General features: G+C 72.6%; 20 protein-coding genes, 2 tRNA genes and 1 pseudogene. 4 read left to right on the plus strand and 19 right to left on the minus strand.

Annotated features, from left to right (window positions below; translation table 11 throughout):
- The first annotated feature begins 122 nt into the window (after positions 1-122).
- A complete protein-coding gene (locus ACFVX6_RS08720; RefSeq protein ID WP_389689354.1) occupies positions 123-632 on the plus strand; it encodes a DUF2199 domain-containing protein in 510 nt (169 codons plus the stop codon).
- 106 nt (positions 633-738) lie between these two features.
- Here the strand turns inward: ACFVX6_RS08720 and ACFVX6_RS08725 are convergent, their stop codons facing one another.
- A complete protein-coding gene (locus tag ACFVX6_RS08725) occupies positions 739-1887 on the minus strand; it encodes an LLM class flavin-dependent oxidoreductase (protein ID WP_389689356.1) in 1149 nt (382 codons plus the stop codon).
- 239 nt (positions 1888-2126) lie between these two features.
- Between ACFVX6_RS08725 and ACFVX6_RS08730 the strand changes: the two genes are divergently transcribed.
- Complete coding sequence (locus tag ACFVX6_RS08730) at positions 2127-2885, plus strand: IclR family transcriptional regulator (RefSeq protein WP_389689358.1); 759 nt, start codon at positions 2127-2129, stop codon at positions 2883-2885.
- Positions 2886-2967: 82 nt separating this feature from the next.
- Here ACFVX6_RS08730 and ACFVX6_RS08735 read toward each other — a convergent pair.
- From ACFVX6_RS08735 to ACFVX6_RS08755, 5 genes are all read right to left on the minus strand, one after another.
- Positions 2968-3041, minus strand: a tRNA-Lys gene (locus ACFVX6_RS08735).
- Between the two features lie 109 nt (positions 3042-3150).
- A complete protein-coding gene (locus ACFVX6_RS08740; protein WP_389689360.1) occupies positions 3151-4824 on the minus strand; it encodes an AMP-binding protein in 1674 nt (557 codons plus the stop codon).
- Positions 4825-4882: 58 nt separating this feature from the next.
- Positions 4883-5509, minus strand: coding sequence for a lytic polysaccharide monooxygenase (locus ACFVX6_RS08745; protein ID WP_389689362.1), 627 nt, complete (start codon positions 5507-5509; stop codon positions 4883-4885).
- A 297-nt stretch (positions 5510-5806) separates the two neighbouring features.
- Positions 5807-8341, minus strand: coding sequence for an SPFH domain-containing protein (locus ACFVX6_RS08750; RefSeq protein ID WP_389689364.1), 2535 nt, complete (start codon positions 8339-8341; stop codon positions 5807-5809).
- 809 nt (positions 8342-9150) lie between these two features.
- Positions 9151-10497: a peptidoglycan-binding protein gene (locus ACFVX6_RS08755; protein ID WP_389689445.1), complete on the minus strand. Its 1347-nt coding sequence runs from the start codon at positions 10495-10497 to the stop codon at positions 9151-9153.
- 248 nt (positions 10498-10745) lie between these two features.
- Here ACFVX6_RS08755 and ACFVX6_RS08760 point away from each other — a divergent pair.
- Positions 10746-10819 (plus strand) — tRNA-Lys (locus ACFVX6_RS08760).
- 87 nt (positions 10820-10906) lie between these two features.
- Here the strand turns inward: ACFVX6_RS08760 and ACFVX6_RS08765 are convergent.
- The 12 genes from ACFVX6_RS08765 to ACFVX6_RS08820 form a co-directional block, all read right to left on the minus strand.
- On the minus strand, positions 10907-11569 hold the full coding sequence (locus ACFVX6_RS08765; protein WP_389689366.1) for a class F sortase: 663 nt from the start codon (positions 11567-11569) through the stop codon (positions 10907-10909).
- Between the two features lie 12 nt (positions 11570-11581).
- A complete protein-coding gene (locus ACFVX6_RS08770) occupies positions 11582-12262 on the minus strand; it encodes a hypothetical protein (RefSeq protein WP_389689368.1) in 681 nt (226 codons plus the stop codon).
- 92 nt (positions 12263-12354) lie between these two features.
- Positions 12355-13134 (minus strand): HAD-IIA family hydrolase, encoded by a 780-nt coding sequence (locus ACFVX6_RS08775; protein ID WP_385372497.1) that lies wholly within the window; start codon positions 13132-13134, stop codon positions 12355-12357.
- A gap of 236 nt (positions 13135-13370) precedes the next feature.
- Positions 13371-14948, minus strand: a complete 1578-nt coding sequence (locus tag ACFVX6_RS08780; protein ID WP_389689370.1) for an alkaline phosphatase family protein — start codon at positions 14946-14948, stop codon at positions 13371-13373.
- A gap of 166 nt (positions 14949-15114) precedes the next feature.
- Positions 15115-16194 (minus strand): 2-aminoethylphosphonate ABC transporter substrate-binding protein, encoded by a 1080-nt coding sequence (locus ACFVX6_RS08785; RefSeq protein ID WP_389689371.1) that lies wholly within the window; start codon positions 16192-16194, stop codon positions 15115-15117.
- Positions 16195-16267: 73 nt separating this feature from the next.
- Positions 16268-17065 carry an ABC transporter permease gene (locus ACFVX6_RS08790; RefSeq protein WP_389689372.1) on the minus strand — a complete coding sequence of 266 codons (798 nt, stop codon included), beginning with the start codon at positions 17063-17065 and terminating at the stop codon, positions 16268-16270.
- The gene (locus ACFVX6_RS08795; RefSeq protein WP_389689373.1) at positions 17052-18092 is read right to left on the minus strand and encodes a 2-aminoethylphosphonate ABC transporter permease subunit; all 1041 of its coding nucleotides are present in this window, start codon (positions 18090-18092) and stop codon (positions 17052-17054) included. Before ACFVX6_RS08795 ends, ACFVX6_RS08790 begins: the two co-directional genes overlap by 14 nt.
- Positions 18085-19134, minus strand: coding sequence for an ABC transporter ATP-binding protein (locus ACFVX6_RS08800; RefSeq protein ID WP_389689374.1), 1050 nt, complete (start codon positions 19132-19134; stop codon positions 18085-18087). Before ACFVX6_RS08800 ends, ACFVX6_RS08795 begins: the two co-directional genes overlap by 8 nt.
- On the minus strand, positions 19131-19850 hold the full coding sequence (locus ACFVX6_RS08805) for a phosphonatase-like hydrolase (protein WP_389689376.1): 720 nt from the start codon (positions 19848-19850) through the stop codon (positions 19131-19133). The genes ACFVX6_RS08800 and ACFVX6_RS08805 overlap by 4 nt, the downstream gene beginning before the upstream one ends.
- A 5-nt stretch (positions 19851-19855) precedes the next feature.
- Positions 19856-20977 (minus strand): TIGR03364 family FAD-dependent oxidoreductase, encoded by a 1122-nt coding sequence (locus ACFVX6_RS08810; RefSeq protein ID WP_389689378.1) that lies wholly within the window; start codon positions 20975-20977, stop codon positions 19856-19858.
- Positions 20978-21124: 147 nt separating this feature from the next.
- The gene (locus ACFVX6_RS08815; RefSeq protein WP_389689380.1) at positions 21125-21898 is read right to left on the minus strand and encodes a GntR family transcriptional regulator; all 774 of its coding nucleotides are present in this window, start codon (positions 21896-21898) and stop codon (positions 21125-21127) included.
- A gap of 24 nt (positions 21899-21922) precedes the next feature.
- The gene (locus ACFVX6_RS08820) at positions 21923-22702 is read right to left on the minus strand and encodes a hypothetical protein (RefSeq protein WP_389689382.1); all 780 of its coding nucleotides are present in this window, start codon (positions 22700-22702) and stop codon (positions 21923-21925) included.
- A 764-nt stretch (positions 22703-23466) separates the two neighbouring features.
- On the opposite strand from ACFVX6_RS08820, the pseudogene ACFVX6_RS08825 reads away from it, so the two are divergent.
- Positions 23467-23775, plus strand: a pseudogene (locus ACFVX6_RS08825) (IS110 family transposase); the annotation flags it as partial.
- A gap of 194 nt (positions 23776-23969) precedes the next feature.
- On the opposite strand, the gene ACFVX6_RS08830 reads toward ACFVX6_RS08825, so the two are convergent.
- The gene (locus ACFVX6_RS08830; protein WP_389689447.1) at positions 23970-24392 is read right to left on the minus strand and encodes a hypothetical protein; all 423 of its coding nucleotides are present in this window, start codon (positions 24390-24392) and stop codon (positions 23970-23972) included.
- Positions 24393-24408: the final 16 nt, after the last annotated feature.

Below are 24408 nucleotides of genomic sequence, written 5' to 3' on the forward strand. Positions count from 1 at the left end.
GGGGCCCTCCGGGCTGGTGTACATCCGTAAAGCCTTCCGGGCGGGCACGCGGACCGGCTGGGTGGCCCCACCCTCCCGGTGTCCCGGGGTAGCCCTGTGTAGGTGCTCGCTAGGCTCGCGCCATGGCTAACGATCGCGGTTTCACGTGCTCCTGCTGCGGCAACCACCACCCAGAGCTCCCCATGAGCTACTCGACCATGGCCCCGGATGTCTGGGATCAGGGCTTCGAGAGCGATCCGGACAGCACACTGTCGTCCGATCAGTGCGTGATCAAGGGCCAGCACTTCTTCATCAGGGGGCTGATCGAGATACCTGTGATCGGCAGCCAGGACGTCTTCTCCTGGGGCGTCTGGATCTCTCTGAGCAGGGACAATTTCGCCCGCGCTCTTGAGGTGTGGACCACGGAGGGCCGCGAGGCCGAGAAGCCGTACTTCGGCTGGCTCAGCACCGAGCTCGCGCTCTACTCCGAGGGCACTACCGACCTGAAGACCAACGCCCACACCCGACCGGTCGGAAGACGGCCCTTCATCGAGCTGGAGCCCACCGACCACCCCCTCGCCGTCGAACAGCGCACCGGGATCACGCTGGACCGCGTGCGTGAGATCGCCACGGCGGTGCTGCATCCGGCCTGACCCGCCGGTCGCTCAGGAGGCGCGCAACGGAGCTCCGAACTGCACATGCGGCGCGCCGGATTCCCCCGGTCCGTGACCGGACCGGGGCAGGCCGGGTCAGGCCGGGTCAGGTGCCGAGAACGGGCATGCCGTACGCGTCCGCGACGAGGGCGTACGAGCGCAAACGGGCGCCCCCGTCGTGGGCGTTGGCGGTGAGCATCAGTTCGTCCGCGCCCGTTCGCTTCGCCAGGTCGTCCAGGCCCGCGGTGACTTCGTCGGGCGTGCCGTGGACCACGCTCGCGAGGCGGTCGTCCACGAACTCCCGCTCCAGCGGCGTGTACGGGTACGCGGCCGCCTCCTCGGGCGTCGGGACCAGCCCGGGGCGCCCGCTGCGCAGTCGGAGCATCGACAGCGCGCCCGTCAGCACCTGCGCGCGGGCCTCCGCGGCCGTGTCGGCGGCGAGGGCCGCGACGCCGATGACGGCGTACGGGGCGTCCAGGACGGCCGAGGGGCGGAACGACTGCCGGTAGAGGTCGAGGGCGGGCAGGGTCCCGGCCGGGGAGAAGTGGTGTGCGTAGGCGAAGGGCAGCCCGAGTCCGCCGGCGAGGCGGGCGCTGAAGCCGGAGGAGCCCAGCAGCCACACCGGCGGCCGTCCGGCGGGGCCCTGCACGGGGCCCGGCACGGCGTGCACGCGGGCGTACGGGTGCCCGTCGGGGAAGTTGTCGTCGAGGAAGCGGATCAGCTCCGCGAGCTGCCGGGGGAACTCGTCCACGGCCTCGTCGCGGCGCCCGGGCCCGCGCAGCGCGGCGGCCGTCTGCCCGTCGGTGCCGGGCGCCCGGCCGAGGCCGAGGTCGATCCGGCCCGGGGCCAGGGCCTCCAGGGTGCCGAACTGCTCGGCGATGGCGAGGGGGGCGTGGTTGGGCAGCATCACCCCGCCCGAGCCGAGCCGGATCCGGGAGGTGTGGGCGGCCAGGTGGGCCAGGATCACGGCCGGGGAGGAGCTGGCGACCCCGGGCATGGAGTGGTGTTCGGCGACCCAGTGGCGGTGGTAGCCGCGGGACTCGGCGAGCCGGGCGATGCCGACGCTGGTGCGCAGGGAGGCGTGGGCGGTGCTGCCCGCGCCGACGGTGACGAGGTCGAGCACGGAGAGCGGTACCGGCGCCCGGCCGAGAGCGGTCCCGTGGATCCCTCCCTCGCCCGATCCGGCGCCCGATTCTGCGCCCGGACGGTCGTCTCCCCGTCGTCCAGCGTCCCCCGCGTCTCCAGTGTCACTCATCGTCTCTCCCGCTCCGCTCGCCCGTCCGTCCTCGTCCGTACGAAGAACCCGAACCGCGCGGCCGGTCCGGGCATTCCCGGCACTCTCGGACACCACCCATGACCTTGGCATATGCCAGAGGAGTAGATCCAGGCAGACCGGTGTGATTGAGCCATCAATCTCACCAACAGGCGCTCCACACGGGCCTCTTGATGGCTATCGTGTGAGAGCAAGCGGTAACAACCTGCTAGGGGGAAACCGTGGCGCTGAAGCCCGAGCCGACCGCGCCGTTCCACTCGGTGCAGTACGCCCTGCGCGTACTCGAAACGGTCGCCCGCCATACCGGCGGCGTGACCGACGTACAGATCGCGCGTGAGACCGGCCTGCCCGCGGTCCACCTCACCCCCATGCTCCTCATGCTGCGCCGGGAGGGGTACGTACTGCAGGTGTCCGACGGCGCCTACGCCATCGGGGACTCTCTCGTCCTCCTCGGCTCCGGCGTCGACCGCCAGCAGGCGCTGCAGGACAAGCTCCAGGACACCCTGGACCGGCTGCGGGACTCCGTCGGCGCCGCGGTCTACATCAGCCGGTACGTGGACGGCGAGGTCCGGATCACGCAGTTCGCGGACAGCCCGCGCACCCCCAAGGTCCACGAGTGGGTCGACTTCCGCTCGGCGGCGCACGCCAGCGCGGTCGGCAAGTGTCTGCTGACCCAGCTCGACCTGGACGGCCGGCGCGACCACCTGTCCCGGCACAAGATCGCCCGGCTGACGTCGAAGACCATCGTGAACGAGCGGATCCTCTTCTCGAAGCTGGACAGCCAGCCGGCCACGGTGCCCACGCTCGACCTGCAGGAGTACGCCGTCGGCACGGTCTGCGCGGCCGTCCCGATCACCGCGGGAGCCTCGGTGGGCTGCCTGGCGCTGTCCCTGCCCGTGGAACACGCCCACCGGCTGCGCGCCGCGGCCGACGTGCTGAACCGCAAGGCCGCGCCGCTGCTGCTGTCGCTCACCCTCTGAGGGGTGGGCGGCCCGCCCCCGCAAGCACCCGGAAAACACTTCGGGCGGTTCCCGGTGAACCGGAAACCGCCCGAAGGACAGGTGCGCCGCCAGGGACTCGAACCCCGGACCCGCTGATTAAGAGTCAGCTGCTCTAACCAACTGAGCTAGCGGCGCCTGCTGACAGAGAAAATACTACCTGCTCCTCCGGAGTGCTCAAAACCGCTTCCGGAGCCGCCCTCGGCGACCCCGTCTGCGCCGCCTCAGCACCCCGCCGGCGCCCCGGTCAGCGGCCCAGCAGATCGGCCCGCCCCTGGGCCTCGTAGGCGGCCAGGAGCCCGGTCAGGTCCTCCGCTTCCAGTCGCCGGTACGCGTCCTCGCCCGGCGGCCGCCACCAGACCGGGTCGGTGGTCTGGAAGGCCTCGCCGCGCAGGGAGACCCGGTGGACCTTGTTGGTCGCCGTGGTCGGCATGGCGCCGACGACGCGTACGTAGCGCGGGGCCATCTTCGTGCCGAGGTCGGGCTGGGCGGCGAGGAAGGACGCGAACCCCTGCGGGGAGAAGACGGCCCCCTCCCGCAGGGCCACGGCGGCCATCACCTGGTCGCCCGCCACCTCGTCCGGTACGGCGTACACGGCGACCGCGGCCGCCCGCGTCCAGCGGGCCAGGATGTTCTCGATCACCGCGGCGGCCAGGTTCTCGCTGTCGACGCGCAGCCGGTCGTCGGTGCGGCCGGCGAAGTAGAGGAAGCCGTCGGGGTCGCGGAAGAAGAGGTCCCCGGTCCAGTACCAGCCGTCGCGGGTGCGGGCGGCCTCCGCGTCGGGGTTGCGCCAGTAGCCCTCGAAGAGGCTGCGGCCCTTGTTGACCAGCTCGCCGATGGCCTCGGCGCCGTTGAGGAGGCGGCCCTGCGGGTCGAGCACGGCCGGCGGGCACTCGCGGCCCGTCTGCGGGTCGATGACGGCCAGGTCGTCGCCGGCGCCGGCCCGGCCGAGGGCGCCCGGCGGGGTGTCGGGGGTGCGCTGGACGGAGGCGCCGCCCTCGGTGGCCCCGTAGCCCTCGACGAGCCGGACCCCGAAGCGCTCGGCGAAGCGCGCCGCGTCGACGGCGCCCGCCTCGGTGCCGAAGCCGAGGCGCAGGTTGTGCGCGCGGTCGTCGGGGCGGGGCGGGGTGGCGAGGAGGTACTGCACGGCCCGGCCCACGTAGGTGAAGTACGTCGCCTCGTAGGCCCGTACGTCGTCCAGGAACGCGGAGGCCGAGAAGCGGCGGCGCAGGGCCACGGAGGCGCCGCCCGCGAGGGCGGGGAGCCAGTCGGCGATGACGGCGTTGCCGTGGAAGAGGGGCATGCAGATGTAGTGGACGTCGTCCGGGGTGACCGAAAAGTGACGTGCGAGCGAGGCGCCGGCACCGGCCAGGCGGCCCTGGGTGCAGATGGCGGCCTTGGGTGCCCCGGTGGAGCCGGAGGTGAAGTAGAGGAGCAGCCGGGAGGACGGGGTCGGGCCGGTGCCGAGAATGGCGTCGCCCGGCTTCGCAGTGGCGTAGGGGGCGAGCAGGGCCTCGTACTCCTCCGTGTCCGTGACCAGGAGCCGTACGCCGGGCAGGTCGAGGCCGCGCAGGAGCGGCAGATGGGTCCGCTCGGTCACCAGGATCCGGCAGTCGGTGTGCAGGATGTCGCGGGCCAGCTCGGGGCCGCGCCGGGTGGGGTTGATCCCGGCGACGGCGGCCCCGGCGAGGGCCGCCGCGCCGAGCCAGAACGGGAACTCGGGGGTGTTGTCGAGCAGCACCCCGATGTGCGGCTCCGCACCCGGCGGCAGCAGGTCGACGAGGAGCGCGGCGCGCGCCGCGGCCTCCCGGGCGGTCCGGTGGTGGCTGAGCACGCCGTCGGCGTACTTCAGACCGGGCCGGTGGTCGCCCCATTGGCTCGCGATGAGCTCCGCGACGGTTTCGGGTGTCGTCGTCCGCATGCCGCCGGAGGATAGCTGACGTTCCGTCAGAAATGAACGTCGGGCGGGGAGCCGGTGGTCAGAACTGGACGTCGGAGCAGGAGTAGAAGGCCATCGGGGTGTCGTTGACGGTCCACACGGCGAGGATCATGTGCCGGCCGGTCTTGCCGCTCGGCATGGCGCCCTGGTGGACGGTGGTCATGGCGGGGCGGGCGCCGTTGTAGGCGACCGTGAGGAAGGGCTGCGGGTCGAGGGCGGCGCGGGTGAGCGGCTTGGTGGAGTCCCAGCCGTTCTTGGTGACGTAGTACCGGAAGTCGGTGGTGGAGTGGTTCGCGGTGAACTGCCAGCGGAAGCTGTAGCTCTGCCCGCTGGTCACCGGGGTGGCCGGCCAGGCGCCGCCGCGCGGGTCGTCGAGCTGGGCGAACTCGGAGTGGTTGCCCGCACATATGCGGCCGTCGGCGGGACCGGCCGCGGGGAAGCCCTTGAGGCCCTCGACGCTCTGGGGCTCCCACTGGATGGGGCCGCAGTCGGAAACGGTCTTGTTGGCACAGAGCTTCTGGCGGCTGATCGGGGTGTCGGTGTACCCGTGGCTGCTGGCCGTGGGGGCCGTGACGAGCGCGAGGGCGGCGACGACTCCGAGGCCGACGGTGGTGGCGGTGGCCGTGGCGGCGGCCCGCTTGGTTCTGGGCATGCGGAAGGAACGCATGATGCTGGTGCTCCTTGAACGTGGGGGGATGTCCGGAGAGAGCGTGCGCACGCGTGGGGATGGGCCGTACCGATGTCGGCGGCACGGCCCGTTCACGAGCTCTGGTTTTAGGTCTAGACCAAGTCCCACAGTATTGACGGGAGTTGGCCATGTCCAGACCAACGGAAGAACGGGTGGTCCGGACCACCCGGATTCCACCCGTTCTCCTGTCGGCCCGCTTCGGCCCGGCGCTTCGGCCCGCTTCGGCCGGCTTCGGCCCGCTTCGGCCGGCTTCGGCCCGCTTCGGCCGGTGAGGGGTTACTCGGCGCGGCCCGTGTAGAAGGCGACGGTCAGGTCCTTCACGAGGGCCTTGCGCTCGTAGTCGTCGAGCTCCACGATCCCGCGCGAGGTGAGGCGGTGGACGGTGTCGTCCACCGCGTCGACCACCGAGGTCAGGACGGTGTCCCGGTGCTTCGCGTCGATCGCCGCGACCCGGCGCCGGCGCATCGCGTCCGCGACTTCGGGGGCGTACTCGATCCGGGTGGGCTGCGCCGAGAACACCTCCACGCCGACCGCCTCGGTCTCCGACGCCAACATCCGGGTCAGTGCGTCGCCGACGGCTTCGGCGTCGCGCAGGGTCGGGGCGTCCTCGTGGAAGGCGTCCGCGGGGAGCTGGGACAGGACCCGGGCCATGGCCGATTCGACCTGCTCGGCGAGGTAGTCGACGTGGTCCTCCACGGCCAGGGTCGCCCGGGCCGTGTCCTTGACCTGCCAGACCACCTGGACGACGACCTGGAGGGCAAGTCCGCCGGAGTCCACGGCGGGCATCGGGTCGCTGCGCCAGTGGCGCAGCCGGACGTCGACCCGGCGGCGCAGCAGCAGGGGGCTGATCCAGGTCAGGCCGCTACGGCGGACGGTGCCGCGGTAGCGGCCGAAGAGGGTGAGCACCCAGGCGTGGCCGGCGCGGCCCCGGCCCAAACCGCCGAGGGCGAGGAGGGCGACGACCCCGAGGAAGGCGAGCGGGGGCCAGAACCGTGCCTGCAGCCCCCGATAGGGGCGGGGCTCCGCGCCGAACGCCAGCGCGAGGGAGTCCGGGACGGCCCCGGCCCGCCAGAGCACGACGGCGCAGCCGGCGAGGGCGATGCCGCCGACGGCGACCGCGATCCAGCCGGGCAGCACCGGACCGCGGTGCTCGTGGAGCCGGTCGTCGCCGCGGGGGACGCGGCGTCCGGGGGCGGACCGGGCCGGGGCGGCGGCGGCCTTGGCCTTCGGCCGCGGGTTCGGCTCGCTCTGCTGCGGCTTCGGCTGCGGGTGGGCTGCGCCGCGGAACGGCAGGTGCACCGGCACCTCGGTCACCGCGACCCCGCGTGCCGGGGTGACCCGGGGCAGGTCCTGCGTATCGTCCTCGGCGATCCGCGCCACGGCCCGCGCGACGACCTCGGTGATGTCGGCGCCGTCGGCGACCCCGGGCCCGGGCACGACTCCGTGGCCGGTCGTCGCGTACCGCGGGTCGGGTGCGGCTTCGCCGATGGCGGGCCGGCCGTCCGCAGCCTGGCTGGTGGCGGGCTCGCCGTCCGCAGCTTCGCCGGTGGCGGGGTCGCAGGTGGTGGCCCCGCTGGTGGCGAGGTCGCTGGTGGTGGCCCCGCTGGTAGCGGCCCCGCTGGTAGCGGGCTCGCCGTCCGCCGTCGCGCCGTGCGTGGTCGCGCCGGTGGCGGCCTCGCCGTACGCGACCGCGCCGGTGCCAGTCCCGACCGCGGCGGGCCCGGTGGTGGCGGCCTCGCCGTCCGCGGCCCCGCCGGTGGCGGCCTGCCCGTCCGCAGCCTCCCGTCCGGGGCCGGCGTTGCCGACGAGCCCGGTACCGACAGACCTGCCGCCCACGAGGCCGGCGTCCCCGGCGGTGCCCGGAGCGGGCACGGACCAGGTCAGCTCCCGCCCGCCGGCCGGGGCGGCCGGACCGGCATCTCCCGGCTCGGGCAGGTCCCGTACGGGGTGCGGATCCGCGTACTCGGCCTCCGGGGCCGGGCCCGGGACCGCGTGCTGCGGGGCGCGGCCCTGCTCGGCGGACGAGCCTCCCTGCCCCGGCAGGTCCCAGGCAGCGGGCGGACCCGCGTGCCGCGGGGCGTGCTCCGCCCTGGCGGTCGCGGCGGCGAGGGACACGCCCGGGGGCCAGACCCCGTCCTGCGGGTGCGGGCGGGCGGTTTCAGCGTCGGGGTTCCGGAGCCGGAGCGTGGCCGCACCGGCGTGGGCTGCCTCGTCCTGGGGATGCGGGATGTCCACCCCCGACTCGGCCTGGGCCCGCGCCGCGGGTACGTCGCTGCGCGCGGCCTCCCCGCCCCGTCCGACGGGCCCGTGCGGCGCACCGCCGGAAGCCTGCGCGGACATGCCCACGGCAACGAGTCCGTCGACTTCCCGGCCCCCGACCGCCGTCGGCCGGGGGGCCGCGCCAGCGCCTGCGGCCCCGGACGGCTCGGCCGCCGGCGCCCAACCGGTCGGCGCGGCCCACTCGGTCGCGGCCGCCGCCGGCACGGAGGAGACCACGCCCGACACCGCCTCGGACGGCACCGCCACCGCGGACCCGGCCCACCCGGAGGCACCCGGCGCGGACGCGGGCTGCGCGGACGCGGCCCGGTCGGGCGCGACCGACAGGCCTGCACCCCGCTCGGCGTCAACCTCGGCGGAGACTCGCCCTGACGCGCCCGACACAGAGGCGGCCCGATCACGCTCGCCCGACAGGTACGAGCCCAGCTCGGCATCGGACTCGGCGGAGACCCACCCAGCCGCGACCGGATCGGACCCGGCCCGGTCATGCTCACTCGACAGGCGCGAGCCCCGCTCGGCACCGGACTCGACCACTGCCCGCCCTGCGGCAACCGGCACAGGTGCGACCGACGGGTCTACACCCCGCTCGGCGTCAGCCCCGGCGGAGACCCGCCCGGACGCGACCGGCTCGGAGGCGGCCCGGTCATGTTCGGCCGACAAGTGCGAGCCCCGCTCCGCACCGGGCTCAGCCGCCGCCCGCCCTTCCGCAACCGGCACGGCTGCGGTCGACAGGGCTGCGCCCCGCCCGGTGTCAGCCCCGGCAGCAACCCATCCTGAAGGAACCGGCGCGGACGCGGCCCGGTCGGGCGTGGCCGCGTGCGAGGCCCGTTCCGTACCGGCCCCGGCCGCTGCCCATCCGGCGGTGACCGGTGTGGGCGCGGGTTGCGCGGACGCGGCCCGGTCGGGCCCTCCCGGCCGGTGCGAGCCCCGCTCGGTGCCGGTCTCGGCCCCTGCACACCCTGCCTCGACCGCCGCGGCCTGCACCGCAACGGCCCGGTCGTGCTCGGCCGGAACGACCCACCGGGGGGCGGCAGCTGCCGGTGCGACTCCGCCCGGCACGGCTCCCGCCTGTGCGGCGGCAGCCGGAGCGGCTCCACCCGGGGTGGCGGCGCCCGGGGTGGCAACGCCCGGGGTGGCGGCGCCCGGGGTGGCAACGCCCGGGGTGGCTCCGCCCAAGGCGGCAACGCCCGGGCCGGCTCCGGCCAGTGCCTCCGTCGGCCGGGTCGCTTCCGTCGGCGTGGGCATCTCCCCCTGCGGGGTCGCCGGTCGGGGGGTGGGGTGCGGGGGGATCTCGAAGGTGCCTGTGGTCGATGTCGTGCGCGTGGGGTACATCGTTGCCTCCGTCATGCGAACAGCCGGCGCCAGGTTTCCGGGCCCGGGTAGCCGTCGGCCTCGGCGCCGCGCCAGCCCTGGGCGCGCTGGAACGCCTCGACGTTGCGGCGGTCGGCCTCGCCCCAGCGGGGGCCCGGTCCGGACAGGTAGTGCTTGCCGAAGCCCTTCTTCACCAACTGGCGGCCAAGGGCGGTGATGGACGGGTGGGACGTGCCCGGCCGGAAGGCGGACGCCCCGGGGTAGGCGGGCTTGCCCGCCGGTCCCGGTGCGCCGCCCGTGGTCGGCGGGATGTCCTTGCCCTGGTGCTGGGCGAGCAGCCGCCAGGTGTGCGCGCCCGGGATGCCGTCGGCGTCCGCGCCCGTCCAGCCCTGGGCGCGCTGGAAGGCCTGGGTCGCCTGTCGGTCGGCGTCGGTCCACTTCGTCCCGACGCCCTTCGGGTAGAAGCGCAGCCCACCGCGGTCGGACAGCATCCGGCCGAGCTGGGTGATGTAGGCGTTGTCGGCGCCCGGCCCGAACTTCGACGCTCCGGGGAAGGTGGCCGAGACGCCGCCCGTGCCGCCCGGCGCGGGCGGTTCGCCCGTGACCGGGGGCTCGGGAACGACTCCGCCCGTCACCCCGTTGAACCGGTACGGGATGTACTTGACCGCGTTGTTCCAGTAGCCGTACGGCGTGGCCAGCTTCCGCGTCGTCGGCTTCGTCTGCTCGTAGGCGACGTAGTGCGTGCGCGTCTGGTCCACCCACCCGCCGAAGAGCACCACGTGCGAGCCCTTGTTGGGGTCGGCCGGGTTGTGGAAGAGCAGCATGTCGCCGGGGAGCAGCTCCTCCTTCGTGATCCGGGTCGCGAACTTGTCGAGGCTGCCGGTCCATTCGTTCGTGCCGAGGTTCCACGCCATCGAGACGAAGCCGGAGCAGTCCTGCCGGTACCCGTCCGACCAGTACTCGGCCATGCTGTACGGGACCTGCGCGTCCAGCCACAGCTTCGCCCGGTTGATGATCGTCGCCCGGTCGGTCCGCCGCACCGCCGAGGGCGCTCCGGGCAGCCCTGCCGGCTTTGCGGTGGCGCCCTTCGGTCCGTGCAGCGGGGCCCGGCCGCCCTGCGGGGAGCCGGGGTCGTCGAGGGCCACCCGGCCGCCGGGGCCCGGCGTCGTCGCGGCCACGGCGGCTCCCCCGCCGCCGCCGAGGACCACCCCCGCGGCGGTGGCCAGTACCAGCGCCCGGCGGGCTCCGCGCGCGGCGGGGTGTCCGCCGTCGCGCAGCGGTATGGCCCGGGCGCGCGCGAGCGTGCGGCGGCGCTGGGCGCAGCCTTGGCACGGGCAGTCGCCGGTGGGTTCGTACTCCTCGAAGGAGGGCAGCGGCATCGGCGGCATCGCCTCGGCCATCGGCGTCACTTCGTACACATGCGTCGGAGGCTGCATCGTCATGCGGTTCCGTCCACTCCCCTGCTCGTCGCTGGTCGGCCGGGACCGCATCTGGCGGGGCATCAGATCCGGCCTGGCCCAGACATATCGTGCACGACAAAACCCCTAAACATGGGTTAATCGGACAGAACGCGCGCGGCTTGTCACGAGCACCCGCAGAGGTGGGGTAGAGTTTTCCCTGTCACCAAGCGCCGCTAGCTCAGTTGGTTAGAGCAGCTGACTCTTAATCAGCGGGTCCGGGGTTCGAGTCCCTGGCGGCGCACAGACGCAAAGAAGCCCCTCGCAGCGAAAGCTGCGAGGGGCTTCTTCGTTTCCGCATTCCCGCCCGGACAGAAGCGATCGGGTCGGGTCAGACCGCCGTTCCGGGGCGGACGCCGACGCCCGTCAGGTACGCCGACACCACCACGTTCGCCGAGTACTCCTTGGCCGCCTTGTCGTAGGTGCCGCCGCAGGTCACCAGCCGCAGTTCGGCCCGGCCGCGGACCTTGGGCCCGTACGCCTTGGCGGGATCGAAGTCCGCGCGCTCGTGGACCCGTACGTCCTCGATCGTGAACTCCGCCACCGAGCCGTCGGCCCGCACCACGCGGACCTTGTCGCCCGTCTTCGCCGAGCTCAAGCCGTAGAACACCGCCGGCTTCGACCGCGTGTCCACGTGCCCGACCAGCAGCGCCGTCCCGGCCGTGCCGGGCTGGGCGCCGCCGCGCCACCAGCCGACCGTGCCCGAGTTCTCGTACGGGGGCGGTTCGATCGCCCCCTTCCCGTCCAGGTCTCGGACGATCACCGGGGCCTGGACGCCGAGGGACGGTACGTCGACCCGCGCGGGCGCGGCCGGCCCCAGCGGGGTGTGCGCCGCGGGCAGGCCCGGGGCGGCCGGTCCCCCGGCCTGGCCGGGCAGGGGTATCGCCACGCCGGTGATCTCACGGCCCCACAGCCACAGGCCGAGGACCAGCACCGACCAGGCCGCGAAGGTCAGCAGCCGGGAGCCGCCGGAGCTCCGCTGCTCCGCGCTCACCCGATCACCCGGTCACTCGCCGCTGCGGCGGCGGCGCAGGGTCAGCGCACGGCCGGCGACCGCGAGGGTGGCGGCGGCGGCGAGCACGGCGCCGATCACCGTGTGCGGCAGGCCCGGGCCGTCGCCCGTGTGGCTCTTCTTCGCCGCCGTGGCGAGCTGCGCGGAGTCGGCGGCCCCGGCCTGCCCGGCAGCCTTGACGGCATCCGCCGCGGACGCCGCCTTCGACTTCGCGGCGATCTCCTCGGACATGCCTCCGCCGCCCGCGTGGACCGGCCAGATGGGCGTGTGGTGGGGGTTGGGGCGGTGCTCCCGGCGGCGCTCGATCTCGATCGTGCCCCATTCGCGTTCGCCGCCGCGTCCGCCACACTTGATCTTGATGTCGTGGCGGCCGGGCTCGGCCCAGGAACGGATCATCGCGTCGCCCCACAGCGTGCGGCGGTCGTCGCGGCCGGTGGAGAGCCGGACCTCGGAGACGAAGGCGACGGACGAGGCGACGGCCCAGTCTTCTTCACAGCCGCGGACGCGCAGTTTGACCTGCGCCCCCGGCTCCGCCGGATTGGGGTCGGCCGAGACGCTGCCGCGGTCCCGGTTCCAGTCCTCCTCCGCGAAGGCGAAGGGAGCGGTCACGGCGGACAGGGCCGTCAGGGCGACGGCCACCCCGGTGACACGGAAAGCGATCAAATCACTGCGCATGGTGAACCTCCTCAACAAGGAGATTCACGCGCGGCGCGCCGCTCCGCATCCGGAGCGGCGCCCTCTTGGCCCGTACGTGTCAGCCGTACGACCTAAACCAGATCGACCAGATCAGCGATGGAGTCGAACGTGTGGGTCGGCCGGTACGGGAACTTCTCGGTGTCCTCGACCGACGTCAGACCGGTCAGCACGAGGAAGGTCTGCATGCCCGCCTCCAGCCCGGCCAGGATGTCGGTGTCCATCCGGTCGCCGATCATCGCGCTGCTGTGGGAGTGCGCGCCGATGGCGTTCAGGCCGGTGCGCATCATCAGCGGGTTGGGCTTGCCGGCGAAGTACGGCTTCTTGCCGGTCGCCTTGGTGATCAGCGCGGCGACCGCGCCCGTGGCGGGCAGCGGGCCCTCGGCGGAGGGGCCGGTCTCGTCCGGGTTGGTGCAGATGAAGCGCGCGCCCGCGTTGATCAGGCGGACCGCCTTCGTCATGGCCTCGAAGCTGTACGTCCGGGTCTCGCCCAGGACCACGTAGTCCGGCTCGTGGTCGGTCAGGATGTAGCCGATGTCGTGCAGGGCGGTCGTCAGGCCGGCCTCGCCGATCACGTACGCGGTGCCGCCCGGACGCTGGTCGTCCAGGAACTTCGCGGTGGCCAGGGCCGAGGTCCAGATGTTCTCCACCGGGACCGACAGGCCCATCCGGCTCAGGCGGGCCTGGAGGTCGCGCGGGGTGTAGATGGAGTTGTTCGTCAGCACGAGGAACGGCTTGCCGGACTCGCGCAGCCGGTTGATGAAGGCGTCGGCGCCGGGGATCGGGATCCCCTCGTGGACGAGGACCCCGTCCATGTCGGTGAGCCAGGATTCGATCGGCTTGCGCTCTGCCACTGGACTGTTCTCCGCTCTCGGTGGCGTCTGACGTCTGTGACGTCTGTGACCTCTGGTCTCTACCACCTTATCCGGGCCGGACCGCGGACGCGTGGGGCGTCCACGGCCCGGACCGTACGACGGAACGGGCGGCCGCGAAGGCCCGTCGACGGGCCCCGCGATGGGCCCCGCGGCGGGTTCCGAGAGGGGTTCCGAGAGGGCCCCGCCGAAGGTCCCGTACCCGCCGAAAAGTTCCGTCAGCCGAGCTTGACGTTGTCCACGGTCCAGTACCAGTTGTTGCTGCCGGCGTAGCGGAAGCGGACCTGGACGTCGGTGGCGCCTGCCGGGACCTGGAGCGCGAGGGACTCGGACCGGGCGACGGCGTCGGCGGTGTAGCTCTTGACGACCGACGGGGTGCCGCCGTTGTAGGAGACCAGGACCTGGGCGGTCTGGCCGGCCTCGTGGTGGTAGTGGGTCTGGAAGGTCAGGTTCTTCGTGGTGCCGCCCGTGACCGCCCACTTGGGGGTGATGAGCGTGGAGTCGTAGGAGCCGGTGTGGCTCTTGTCGTCCCATTCGTCGGAGTCGGCGACGGCGAACACGTCACGGGAGCGGACGTTCAGCTCGCGCCACTGGTCGCGCTGGGACTGGCTCCAGAACTCGTCGGTCGCGAAGGCCCATCCGGCCCACTCGGTGACACCGCCCGTGCCCATCTTGGAGTTGTCGACCGACCAGCCGGCCGGCGGGGTGTGCGTGAATCCCTTGGTGCCGGCCGGGATGCCCGTCTCGTCCACGCGCGCCTGGAGGTTGGGGCGCAGGGTGTCGAAGGCGTCGCCGTCGTCGGGGGCGCCCACCGGGATGCCGTCGATCGCGGAGCCGGGCGTGACCCCGACCTGGGCGAGCGCGGTCGCCGCGACGTCGACGAGCTTGACGTCGTCGCGTACCGAACCGGCCGGGATTCCGGCGCCCTTGGCGAGGACGAAGGTGCCGCGCTCCTGGATGGTGGAGCCGCCGTGGCCGCCGGAGTTGGTGTGGCCGTGGTCGGTGGTGACCAGGACCTTCCAGTTCTCCTGGGCGTAGGTCGGGCGGTTCTGGACGGCGGTGAGGAGCTGGCCGACGAGGACGTCGACGCGGGCGATGGTGTCCAGGTACTGCTGGCTGGCGGCGCCGTAGGAGTGGCCCGCCGCGTCGATCTCACCGAGGTAGACGAAGGCGGCGTCCGGGTTCTGACCCTGCAGCTCGGCGGCGGCCGCGGCGGCGATCTTCGGGTCCTCGTTGCGGTAGCCGTCGCGGTCGCCCTTGAGGGAGAGGCGCTTGTCGACCTTGGCCGAGAAGATCGGGCCGTTCTGGTCGGTGGAGGTGATGGGCTCCCAGTCGGCGGCCGCGTACGTGTTGAGCGCCGGGTTGGCGTTCTCGATGCGGGTCAGGAAGTCCGGGTAGGCCGTGTAGTTCTTGCCGGTGAAGGAGTTGTCCTTCACCCCGTGCTTGTCGGGCCAGACGCCGGTGGCGATCGTGGACCAGCCGGGGCCCGAGGAGGTGGCGGCCATCGGGTTCGCGTACAGGGTGCTCTTGGCGGTCAGGCCCTGGGCCATCAGGCCGTTGAGATGAGGGGCGTTGGCGACCTTGATGCGGTCCAGGACCGCACCGTCGATGCCGATGACGAGCACCTTGTTCGTGGCGGCAGCGGCTTCGTCGGCGGTCGCGGCGTGGGCGCCGAGACCGGTGGCGAGCAGGGCGGTGGCAGTGGCCGCCACGGCGAGGGTCCGTCCGGACAGGACAGTGGGCACGTACTCCTCCGGGAGTAATCGTGGGGAAGGCGCAGGGGACGTACGGGGCATGCGGTCGTACGGGACATGCGGTCGTTCGGGCATGCCGTCGTGCGGGCGTACGGTCGTGCGGCAACGCGAGCGAGCGTACGGCGGGTCCGGACCGAGCACGAGACTTGGTCCAGACCCGTTATCCAGACGTCACTATCCCGGTCGCGGGTGACCGGGAGGCGACCAGTCAGCTTCCGGTGGCCGACTTCCACGCGTCGACGTACCCGGTGAGGTTCTTGTCGATGTCGGCCCAGTCCGGCTCGAAGATCTCGACTCCGGTCATGAGCTTGGTGAGTTCGACGGCGTTGGCATCGGTGGGCTTGACGTCCGTACGGGACGGGAAGCCGCCGCCGACGCCGCTGACCAGCTTCTGGGCGTCCTCGCTGAGCAGGTGGTCGAGGAGCTTCTTGCCGTTCTCGGTGTGCGGGGCCTTGTCGACGAGGCCGGCCGCGTACGGGAGGGAGAAGGTGGTGGGCTTGCCGCCGTCCTTGGCGGGGAACCAGATGCCGAGGTTCGGCATGGACTTGGACTGCGCGAAGTTCATCTGGACGTCACCGTTGGCGACGAGCAGCTCGCCCTTGTCGGTCTTCGGCGCGAGCTTGCTGGTGGAGGAGGACGGGCCGACGTTGTTGGCCTGGAGCTTCTTCAGGTACTCGCATCCCTGCTCCTTGCCGCCGAAGTCGTGCATCGCCTTGATGAGCACGGCGGTGCCGTCGCCCGCGACGCCCGGGGTGGAGTACTGGAGCTTGCCCTTGTACTTGGCGTCCAGCAGCTCTTCCCAGGTCTTGGGGGCGGCCGTCAGCTCCTTCTTGTTGTAGATGAAGCCGAAGTAGTTGTTGACGACCGAGGTCCACTTGCCGTCGGAGGACTTGTTCGCTCCGTTGACCTTGTCGGCGCCCTGCGGGGTGTAGGCCTGGAGGAGGCCCTTGCCGTCGGCCTGCTGGATGAACGGGGGCAGCGTGATCAGGACGTCGGCCTGCGTGTTGGTCTTCTCGCGGACGGCGCGCTGCACCATCTCCCCCGAGCCGCCCTCGACGTATTTGACCTCGATGCCGGTCTTCTTCGTGAAGTCGGCGAAGACCTTGTCGTACCAGCCGTCGCCCTTGTCGCTCTTGAGGCCGTCGGCGCTGTAGACGGTGACGACCTTCTCGCCGCCGTCCTTGGAGTCGGTGGCGGAGGAGGAGCCACCGCAGGCGGTAAGACCGGCGGCGAGGGCGAGGCTGCCGGTGACGGCGGCGGTGATGCGGAGGTATCTGTTGCCGGGCATGGAACTTCCTTACGGGGAAAGGGAGTCAGCAGGGGAATCAGCAGGGTGTGGCAGGGGGGTTCAGCTGTGGGGTCTAGCGGTACGTGGCCCTGGTGCGGACGCGGGAGACGGCCAGCAGGACCAGCAGGGTGGTGGCCATGAGGACCACGGCGACGGCGGAGCCGCTGAAGAGCGAACCGCGGTCGGTGGCGGTGAAGATCCGGACCGGGAGGGGCATCCAGTCCGGCGGGTAGAGCATCATCGTGGCGCTCAGCTCGCCCATGGACAGGGCGAAGCAGAGCCCGGCGGCCGCGGTGAGCGACGGCAGCAGGAGGGGGAGCTTGACCCGCCACAGCACGTACGCGGGGCGTGCACCCAGGGAGGCCGCCGCCTGCTCGTACGCGGGGTCGAGACGCACGATGGCAGCCGAAACCGACTGGTGGGCGAACGCCGTGACAAGAATCGTGTGCGCCAGGATCACGATCGAGCTGGTGCCGTTGAGGAGCAGCGGCGGCTTGCTGAAGGCGACGAGCACGGCGAGGCCGACGACCACGGACGGCACGGCGACGGGCAGCATGAACAGCGCGTCCAGGGAGCTCTTGCCGCGTTTGCGGAGCCCGGCGGCGGCGAGCGCGGCCCAGGTGCCGACGGTGAGCGCGATCAGGCTGGCGGCCAGGGCGGTGAGCAGCGAGGTGGTCAGCGCCCGGAGGGATTCGCCCCGGACGGCCGCGGCGTAGTTCTCGGTGGTGGGGACGGAGGGGAAGGCCCCGGACCAGTGCGTCGAGAAGGACGCGGCCACCACGACGAGCAGCGGCAGGGCGAAGAGGGGCAGGAAGAGGATGCCGAAGAGGCTCCAGGCGGCCCAGCGGCCGCTCTTGCTATGCACCAGCACGCTTGCTCACCACCCGGTAGAGGACGAACAGGCCGACGGAGATCACGATGTTGACGACGGCGACCACGCAGGCGGCCGCGTAGTCGGATTCGAGGATCGCCTTGCCGTAGATGAGCATCGGGAGCGTGGTGACGTCCTTGGCTCCGGTGAACAGGACGATCCCGAACTCGTTGAGGCACATCACCAGGACGAGGCTGCCGCCGGCGGCGAGGGCCGGGAGGGACTCGGGGAGGATCACCCGGCGGATGATGCGGCCGGGCTTCGCGCCGAGCGAGGAGGCCACCTCCAGCTGGGCGGTGTCCAGTTGGGAGAAGGCGGCGAGCAGCGGGCGCATCACGAAGGGCGTGAAGTAGGTGATCTCCGCGAGGAGGACGCCCCACGGGGTGGTCAGGAAGTGGAAGGGCCCCTCCCGGGCGCCGAAGGTGTCGGTCCACAGGCCGTTGGCCATGCCGACCGTGCCGTAGACGAAGAGGAGGGCGAGGGTGATGAGGAAGGAGGGGAAGGAGAGGAAGACGTCGATGAACTTGGCGACGGCGCGGGCCCCGGGGAACGGGACGAAGGCGATGACCAGCGCGAGCGCGAAGCCGAGGACCAGGCAGCCTGCGGTGGCGCCGACGGCCAGCCAGACCGTGGTGCCGAGGGCTTCGCGGAAGGAGTGCGAGGCGAAGACCGAGGCGTAGGCGTCGAAGGCGCCGCCCCCGTTCTCGGGGGACAGGGACTGCTGGACGACCAGTGCGAGGGGGTAGAGGAAGACCAGGGCGAGCACGGCGACGGGAGGCACGGTCCACAGCCAGCCGGGCACGCTACGGGGGCCTCGTGCGAGCCCCTCCGGGGTGGTGGTGCCGGGGCGGGCGCGCTCCGCCGGGCCGGAGGCTCCGGACGGGCGGTCCGCCCCGGGCGCTGCGTCGGCCGTAGAGCCGGGGCCGGTTCCGCCTTCGCGCGGCCCGGCCTGTGAGGCGCCGCCTGCGATGGGCTCGGCGGAGCTCTGCGCCGGGACGGCCGCCGTGCGCGGCGCCGCCTCAGTCATCGGACACCCCTGCGGCCAGCAGAACGGCGTCGCGGGGCTCGAAGTGCAGGGTGACCTGGTCACCCAGCGCCGGGGTTTCGCGCAGTTCGGGCAGGTCCGCCTTGACCCGGTGGCCCTCGATGTCCACGTAGAGCCGGTGGGTCGAACCGCGCCACTGCACCTCGGTGATGGTCCCGCTCAGCGCGTTGGGGCCGGCGCCGAGGCCTAGCAGGTGCGGGCGTACGCACAGGGTGGCGCCGGCGCCGACGGCCGCGCGGCCGGGGTCGAGGGTGAGGGGGTGCCCGGCGAAGAGCGCGCCCCCGTCGGCGACGGTGACGGGCAGCAGGTTGGCGTTGCCGACGAAGGAGGCGGTGAACTCGGTGCGCGGGGCCCGGTACAGCTCCTGCGGGGTGCCGCAGTCCTGCAGGCGGGCCTGGTCCATGACGGCGATCCGGTCGGCCAGGGTCAGCGCTTCGACCTGGTCGTGGGTGACGTAGAGGATGGACACGTCGGGGAGTTCGCGGTGCAGCCGGGCCAGTTCGGCGAGCATCCCGGAGCGCAGCTGCGCGTCGAGCGCGGACAGCGGCTCGTCCAGGAGGAGGACCCCGGGGCGGATGGCGAGGGCGCGGGCGATGGCCACGCGCTGCTGCTGTCCGCCGGAGAGCTCGCGGGGGTAGCGCTTGGCGTAGGCCGCCATCCCGGTCATCTCCAGGGCCTCGGCGACGCGGCCGGGGATCTCCGCCTTGGGCGCCTTCTGCGCGCGCAGGCCGAAGGCGACGTTGTCCGCGACGCGCATGTGCGGGAAGAGCGCGTACTGCTGGACGACCATGCCGATGCCGCGCTTGTGCGGCGGGAGCGCGGTGACGTCCCGGCCGCCGATCAGGATCCGGCCCGCGGCGGGCCGGACGAAGCCGGCGACCGCGCGCAGGGCCGTGGTCTTGCCGGAGCCGGAGGGGCCGAGCAGCGCCATGACCTCGCCGGGCTCGACGGTCAGGTCGAGGGAGTCCAGGACGGTGTTGCCGCCGTAGGCGACCGAGACGGAGTCGAAGCGGATGCCGCTCACGCGCCGGGCTCCCCGTCCAAGAGTGCGGGCAGCTCGGCGACGGAGGCCAGGACGTGGGTGGCGCCGTGCTCGGTCAGGGCCGCACGGTCGTGGGCGCCGGTGAGGACGCCCGCCACGATCCCGGCGCCGGCGCGGACGCCGCTGAGCATGTCGTACGCCGTGTCGCCGGCGACCACGGTGTCGCGTACGTCGGCCACGGCGCCGGTGCGCAGGAAGGCGGCCAGCACCATGTCCGGGTAGGGCCGGCCGCGGCCGCCCGCGTCGGCGGGGCACAGGGTGAGGTCGGCCAGGCCCTGCCAGCCGAGGGCGTCGAGGATGGCGTCCTGGGTGACGCGGGCGAAGCCGGTGGTCAGGACCACGGTGCGGCCGTCGGCGCGGAGCTTTTCGACGGCCTCGCGGGCGCCGGGGATCGGGGCGATGAGGCCGCCGTCCACGAGTTCCCCGTAGGCCTGCTCGAAGGCGGAGTTGGCGCGCTGGGCGAGGTCCTCGGCGCCGAAGAGGTGGCGGAAGACGGAGATCTTCGACTCTCCCATGGTGTCGCGGACGTACTGGAGCTTCGTGGCGTGATCGGCGCTGCCCGGCTCGACGCCGAGCCGCTCGGCGGCCCGCTCGAAGGCGCGCTCGACGAGGCCGCCGTCGGCGACGGTGGTGCCGGCCATGTCGAGGACGATCAGGCGGTGGGTGTGGGGGGTGCGGGGGGTGTTGGTGTCGGTCACGGTACTTACCAGCCCAGTTCGTTCGCGGTGGTTTCGGCTATGGCGGGCGAGCAGGTCATGCCCCGGCCGCCGGGCCCGGTCACCAGCCAGACGCCGTCGGCCACCTGCTGGCGGTGGACGACGCGGGTGGTGTCGGTGCACTGCGCGTACACGCCCGCCCAGCGGCGCCGGATCTGCGGCAGCGGGCGGCCCAGGAAGGACTCGACGACCTCGGTGAGGTGCGCGTAGGGGTCTTCGAGGGTGTCGAACGCGAAGGGGTGCTCGTACTCGTGCGTGTCGCCGATGGTCAGTCCGCCGTCCAGCCGCTGCACCATCAGGAGCTGCATCTTGTGCGCGGCGGCGATCGGCGCCTGAGCCTGCTCGGCGTTGAGCTCGTCGAGGGCTTCGCTCTTGTAGGCGGGGTAGTAGCGGAAGCTGTCCGCGTCGGCGACCGAGGTCGTCAGGGGCTCGTCGAACGGGGCGGTCTGCATCATCTGCAGCCGGACGCGGCGCACGGGCAGGTCGGGGACCAGCTCGCGGACCAGGCCGGAGAGCCAGGCTCCGGTGGCCAGGATCACGGCGTCGCCCTGGTGGACGTCGCCGTGGTCGTCGCGGACGGCTCCGTTCCCGACGACCTCGCGCACTTCCCGCCCGGGGAGGAAGGTGTAGCGGCCGGACGCCTTGAGGGCTTCGCGCAGGTGGAGCTGTGCGGTGCGCGGTTCCACGGCCGCGTCCCGCTCGCACCACAGGGCGGCCTCGAACGCGCCGCGCAGGGCGGGGTTGATCGCCCTGGCCTCCTCTGCGGTGACCAGCTTGTAGCCGCGGGCGGCGGCGTCGGCGCGGGCCACGGCGGCCTCGGCGACGGCGTACTCGCGGGAGTTGCGTACCGGGGTCAGGGAGCCGACGGCGCGGAAGCCCAGGCCGGGCACCCGCTCACCGATCGCCTCCCAGAGCTCGCGGGCCCGCAGGGCGGTGTCGAGCTCCTCGCCCCCGGCCCGGCCACTGACCCAGATCTGGCCGAAATTGCGCAAGGACGCGCCGCGGGCCTCCGCTTCTCGCTCGATCTGGACGACCTCGTGGCCGCGTTCCACTGCTTGCCAGGCGTGCATGGTGCCTACCACGCCGCCTCCGACGACTATGACTCTCACGTGCTCCAAGGTGACGGCGGACCGTGACCCGGGAGGATCCCCCGGGCGACGCTCCGGTGAACAGCCTCCGACGCTTGGACTAGACCCGTTACCGTTCCGTGATGCGCATTCGTCCTCTTTCTTCTCCTACAGGGGCTTCGGGCGGGACTATCCGGGCTGCAGGTGGGTCGTGAAGCTGAACCGGTCACCACGGTAGAGAGAACGCACCCGCTCCAGCGGCCTGCCGTCCTGATCCCGGGAGAAACGGTGGATGAGCAGCATCGGCAGCGCGGGCGGAGTGCCGATCAGCAGGGCTTCACGGGGGGTGGCGAGGACCGTTTCCAGCTTCTCGTCGGCGTCGCCGAAGGAGATGCCGAGGCTGTCGTGGAGGTATCCGTAGAAGGAGGAGTCCGGCTGGAAATCGATGTCGAGGCGGGGTGCGCGGGCGACCCGGACGTACGTGCTCTCCAGCCCGACCCGCTCCTCGTCGGCGAGCAGCACCCGCTCCAGGTGCCAGACCGGCTCCCCGGGCTCCGCGCCGATGCCCGGGGCCACGGAGGCCGGGCAGGGGAACCGCTCGAGGCCGATCAGGTGGCGGCCCGGGGTGCGCCCCTGGCGGCGTACGCCCTCGGTGTAACTCGCCAGCGACAGCGGCTGTTCGAGCTTCGGCCCGGCGGCGACGGTACCGCGGCCCGAGCGGCGCAGCCGGCCCTCCAGCAGCAGCTCGCGCAGGGCCTGGCGGACGGTCTCGCGGGAGACCTCGTACTGCTCGGCGAGATCGCGCTCGGTGGGCAGGACTCCCCCCTCGCCGAGCTCGTCGAGCAGCCCGGCGATGCGGGCCTTGACGGCGTAGTACTTGGGGATGCGGCCGTGCTCGGGGATGCCGGAGCGGACGGGCAAGCCGGGCTGGTGGTGGTGCGCGTAGGCGGTCGGTTCTTCCACCCTCGGACTCTACGTGGACCGCCTCTACGTGGACTGCGGGCCGGGCCCCTTGCGCAGCCGGCGGGCCCCGAGCAGGAGTCCGCCGCCGCCGGCCACGGCGGCCGCGGCGCCGGCGCCGTACGCCCAGGCCGCCGGGGTGCGGCCGGTGTCGGCCAGTGCTCCGGCCTCGCCGGTCTCCGCGTCCGGGCCCTGGATCTCGAACCGGTAGCCGCCCGCCTCGCCGATCCAGTCGCCGTCGTCGCCCTTGCGCTGGACCAGCGCGGCGTCGGCGACGGCTTCGCCGCGGGGGGTTCCGGAGGCGAAGGCGAGCCGGACGGTGACGGTCACGGACCCGCCGGGGCCGACGGTGAAGCCGGAGAAGGCGTCACCGCCGTCGAAGACGGCGACGATCTCGTCCCGGTCGGTGCGCTCCAGGCTGACGGGGAGGGCGTGGCCGGGGGCGGCTGCGCCGGGGGCGTCGAACTCCATCCGGAAATGGGCCGGTCGCAGGGCGTGGGCCTGGTCGGTGAAGACCACGACGGGGTGGATGGCGGTGCACTCCGTCGTCGTGGTGTTGGTGAGGTCGAGGTACCAGCTCTGCGCCTCGCCGCCGGTCCGGTACACGGCCGGTCCACCGCGGATGCGGGCGCCGATGGGGAACTGCGCGGTCTTCCCGTCCCCACAGGTGGCCTCCACCCGCGAAGGCAGCGCGGGCGCGGGCCGGGCTCCGCCGCCGTTGCCGATGTCCGCGGACGCGGTGGTGACGGCGGGTGCGGTGGCGGCCACGAAGACGGCTGCAAGGGCAAGGGCTTTGCGCAGTCGCATGAAGAACCCCTACTCGCCGACGCCAGAACAACCAACAACCAACAACCAAACGATTGCCAGACAAGCCGACAATCACCCCGGCCTTGCCCGCACCCTCCCACGCACGCCCGACCCCATGTCCAGCACCACGCCCAACTTCTCCCGTTTTCCCCCCATTCGGCGGACACCAGCCAGGAACCCCCTCCCAGCCGTCCGACGCTCGCGGCAGGCGGGGGCTTTCAGCCGTCCGGCGTTCGCGGCAGCCTGGGCCTTTCGGCCGTCCGGGGTCTGGGGCCGAGCCCCAAGGGGTCCGGGCGCACCCCGGCACCCCCCTCCAGCCCGACCGGCGCTTGAGGACCGAGGCCTGGGGCCGAGCCCCAAGGGGTCCGGGCGCACCCCGGCACCCCCCTCCAGCCCGACCAGCACTTGAGGACCGAGGCCTGGGGCCGAGCCCCAAGGAGTCCGGGCGCACCCCGGCACCCCTCGCCAGCCCGTCCAGCACTTGAGGACCGGGTCCGGGCAGCGCCCGGGGCACCCCCCCGTTACCGTTTTTATGGCTCCGCAATGGGGCCTCCGGCCTTCGGGTCCGGCATGACTTCCCCCCCCCTTGTTGCGGTTGATGATCCGGGGGGTGGTGTCACCGGCCCGGAGGCATCGACGGACCGCTGATGAGGGGCTTGAGCACCGGCTTCACCCAGGGCTGGTTGAGCTCTCCGTAACGTGGGTGTGGCAGCTCGGCGCCGTGGAAAGGCTGGACGAAAGCGTGATGGAGGGGCCTGCACGTGATCGACACCAGCGACATCGACGTCTTCCTCGGCCTGGACGTCGGCAAAGGCGAACACCACGCCACCGCCGTCACCCCAGCCGGGAAGAAGGCCTTCGACAAACGCCTGCCCAACACCGAACCTAAGCTCCGCGAGCTGTTCGCGAAGCTGAAGGCCAAGCATGGAACGGTGCTGGTCGTGGTCGACCAGCCGGTCTCGATCGGCGCCTTGCCGTTGGCCGTGGCCCGGGACATGGGCTGCCCGGTCGCCTACCTGCCGGGGCTGACGATGCGGCGGATCGCCGACCTCTACCCGGGCGAGGCTAAGACGTTCTTCCTCTCCGCGTTCGCCGCCTTGGGCGACCCGGCCTCCCGGGCTTACTACGACAAGAAGATCGCCCAGGGCAAGCACCACACCCAGGCCCTGCTCTGCCTCGCCAGACGCCGAGCCGACGTCCTCTTCGCGATGCTCCGCGACGGCACCTTCTACGAACCACAGCCTGTTCGGGCGGTCGCTCCGCAAACCTAGGCCATGGTCAGGAGGTGATCCGTGGGCCCGTAATCGATCTTCCAGTCGGCATAGACCCCCACGGCACCATCCCTCCGGCACCGCAGCCCTACCGTCACCCAGCGGACCAACCCGTCGTCGGCGAGCGAGAACGCGACTGCCGTCTCGAACTCCCGGCCTCCGCATGGACAGCCGGCCTCGCCGGGATCCGCGTCCTCCCAGAACTCCTCGCTATCCGCGATGAACGCGCGGCCGCCGCAGTCAACGCACATCCGCTCGGCCCCGCCCTCGACATCGTCGAAGAGCACGAGGAACACGCGCCCGCCACATCCGCCACAGACGGAAGAAACGATCCTCACCGGACGGCCGTCGTCGGCGCTCCGGAGAAGCACCGCGAGGTCCGCAGAGACACCCTCGCCAACCTGATCATCAGCATGCACAGGCACATCGTTCCAG

This window comes from Streptomyces sp. NPDC058289, assembly GCF_042880975.1.
GTDB classification, from domain to species: domain Bacteria; phylum Actinomycetota; class Actinomycetes; order Streptomycetales; family Streptomycetaceae; genus Streptomyces; species Streptomyces stoeckheimensis.

Excerpts from the sequence above, each read along its gene's own strand:
- ACFVX6_RS08720 (WP_389689354.1), top strand. The coding sequence starts at position 123 with ATGGCTAACGATCGCGGTTTCACGTGCTCCTGCTGCGGCAACCACCAC.
- ACFVX6_RS08725 (WP_389689356.1), bottom strand. The coding sequence starts at position 1,887 with ATGAGTGACACTGGAGACGCGGGGGACGCTGGACGACGGGGAGACGAC.
- ACFVX6_RS08740 (WP_389689360.1), bottom strand. The coding sequence starts at position 4,824 with ATGCGGACGACGACACCCGAAACCGTCGCGGAGCTCATCGCGAGCCAA.
- ACFVX6_RS08745 (WP_389689362.1), bottom strand. The coding sequence starts at position 5,509 with ATGCGTTCCTTCCGCATGCCCAGAACCAAGCGGGCCGCCGCCACGGCC.
- ACFVX6_RS08755 (WP_389689445.1), bottom strand. The coding sequence starts at position 10,497 with ATGCCGCTGCCCTCCTTCGAGGAGTACGAACCCACCGGCGACTGCCCG.
- ACFVX6_RS08770 (WP_389689368.1), bottom strand. The coding sequence starts at position 12,262 with ATGCGCAGTGATTTGATCGCTTTCCGTGTCACCGGGGTGGCCGTCGCC.
- ACFVX6_RS08780 (WP_389689370.1), bottom strand. The coding sequence starts at position 14,948 with ATGCCCCGTACGTCCCCTGCGCCTTCCCCACGATTACTCCCGGAGGAG.
- ACFVX6_RS08785 (WP_389689371.1), bottom strand. The coding sequence starts at position 16,194 with ATGCCCGGCAACAGATACCTCCGCATCACCGCCGCCGTCACCGGCAGC.
- ACFVX6_RS08795 (WP_389689373.1), bottom strand. The coding sequence starts at position 18,092 with ATGACTGAGGCGGCGCCGCGCACGGCGGCCGTCCCGGCGCAGAGCTCC.
- ACFVX6_RS08820 (WP_389689382.1), bottom strand. The coding sequence starts at position 22,702 with ATGCGACTGCGCAAAGCCCTTGCCCTTGCAGCCGTCTTCGTGGCCGCC.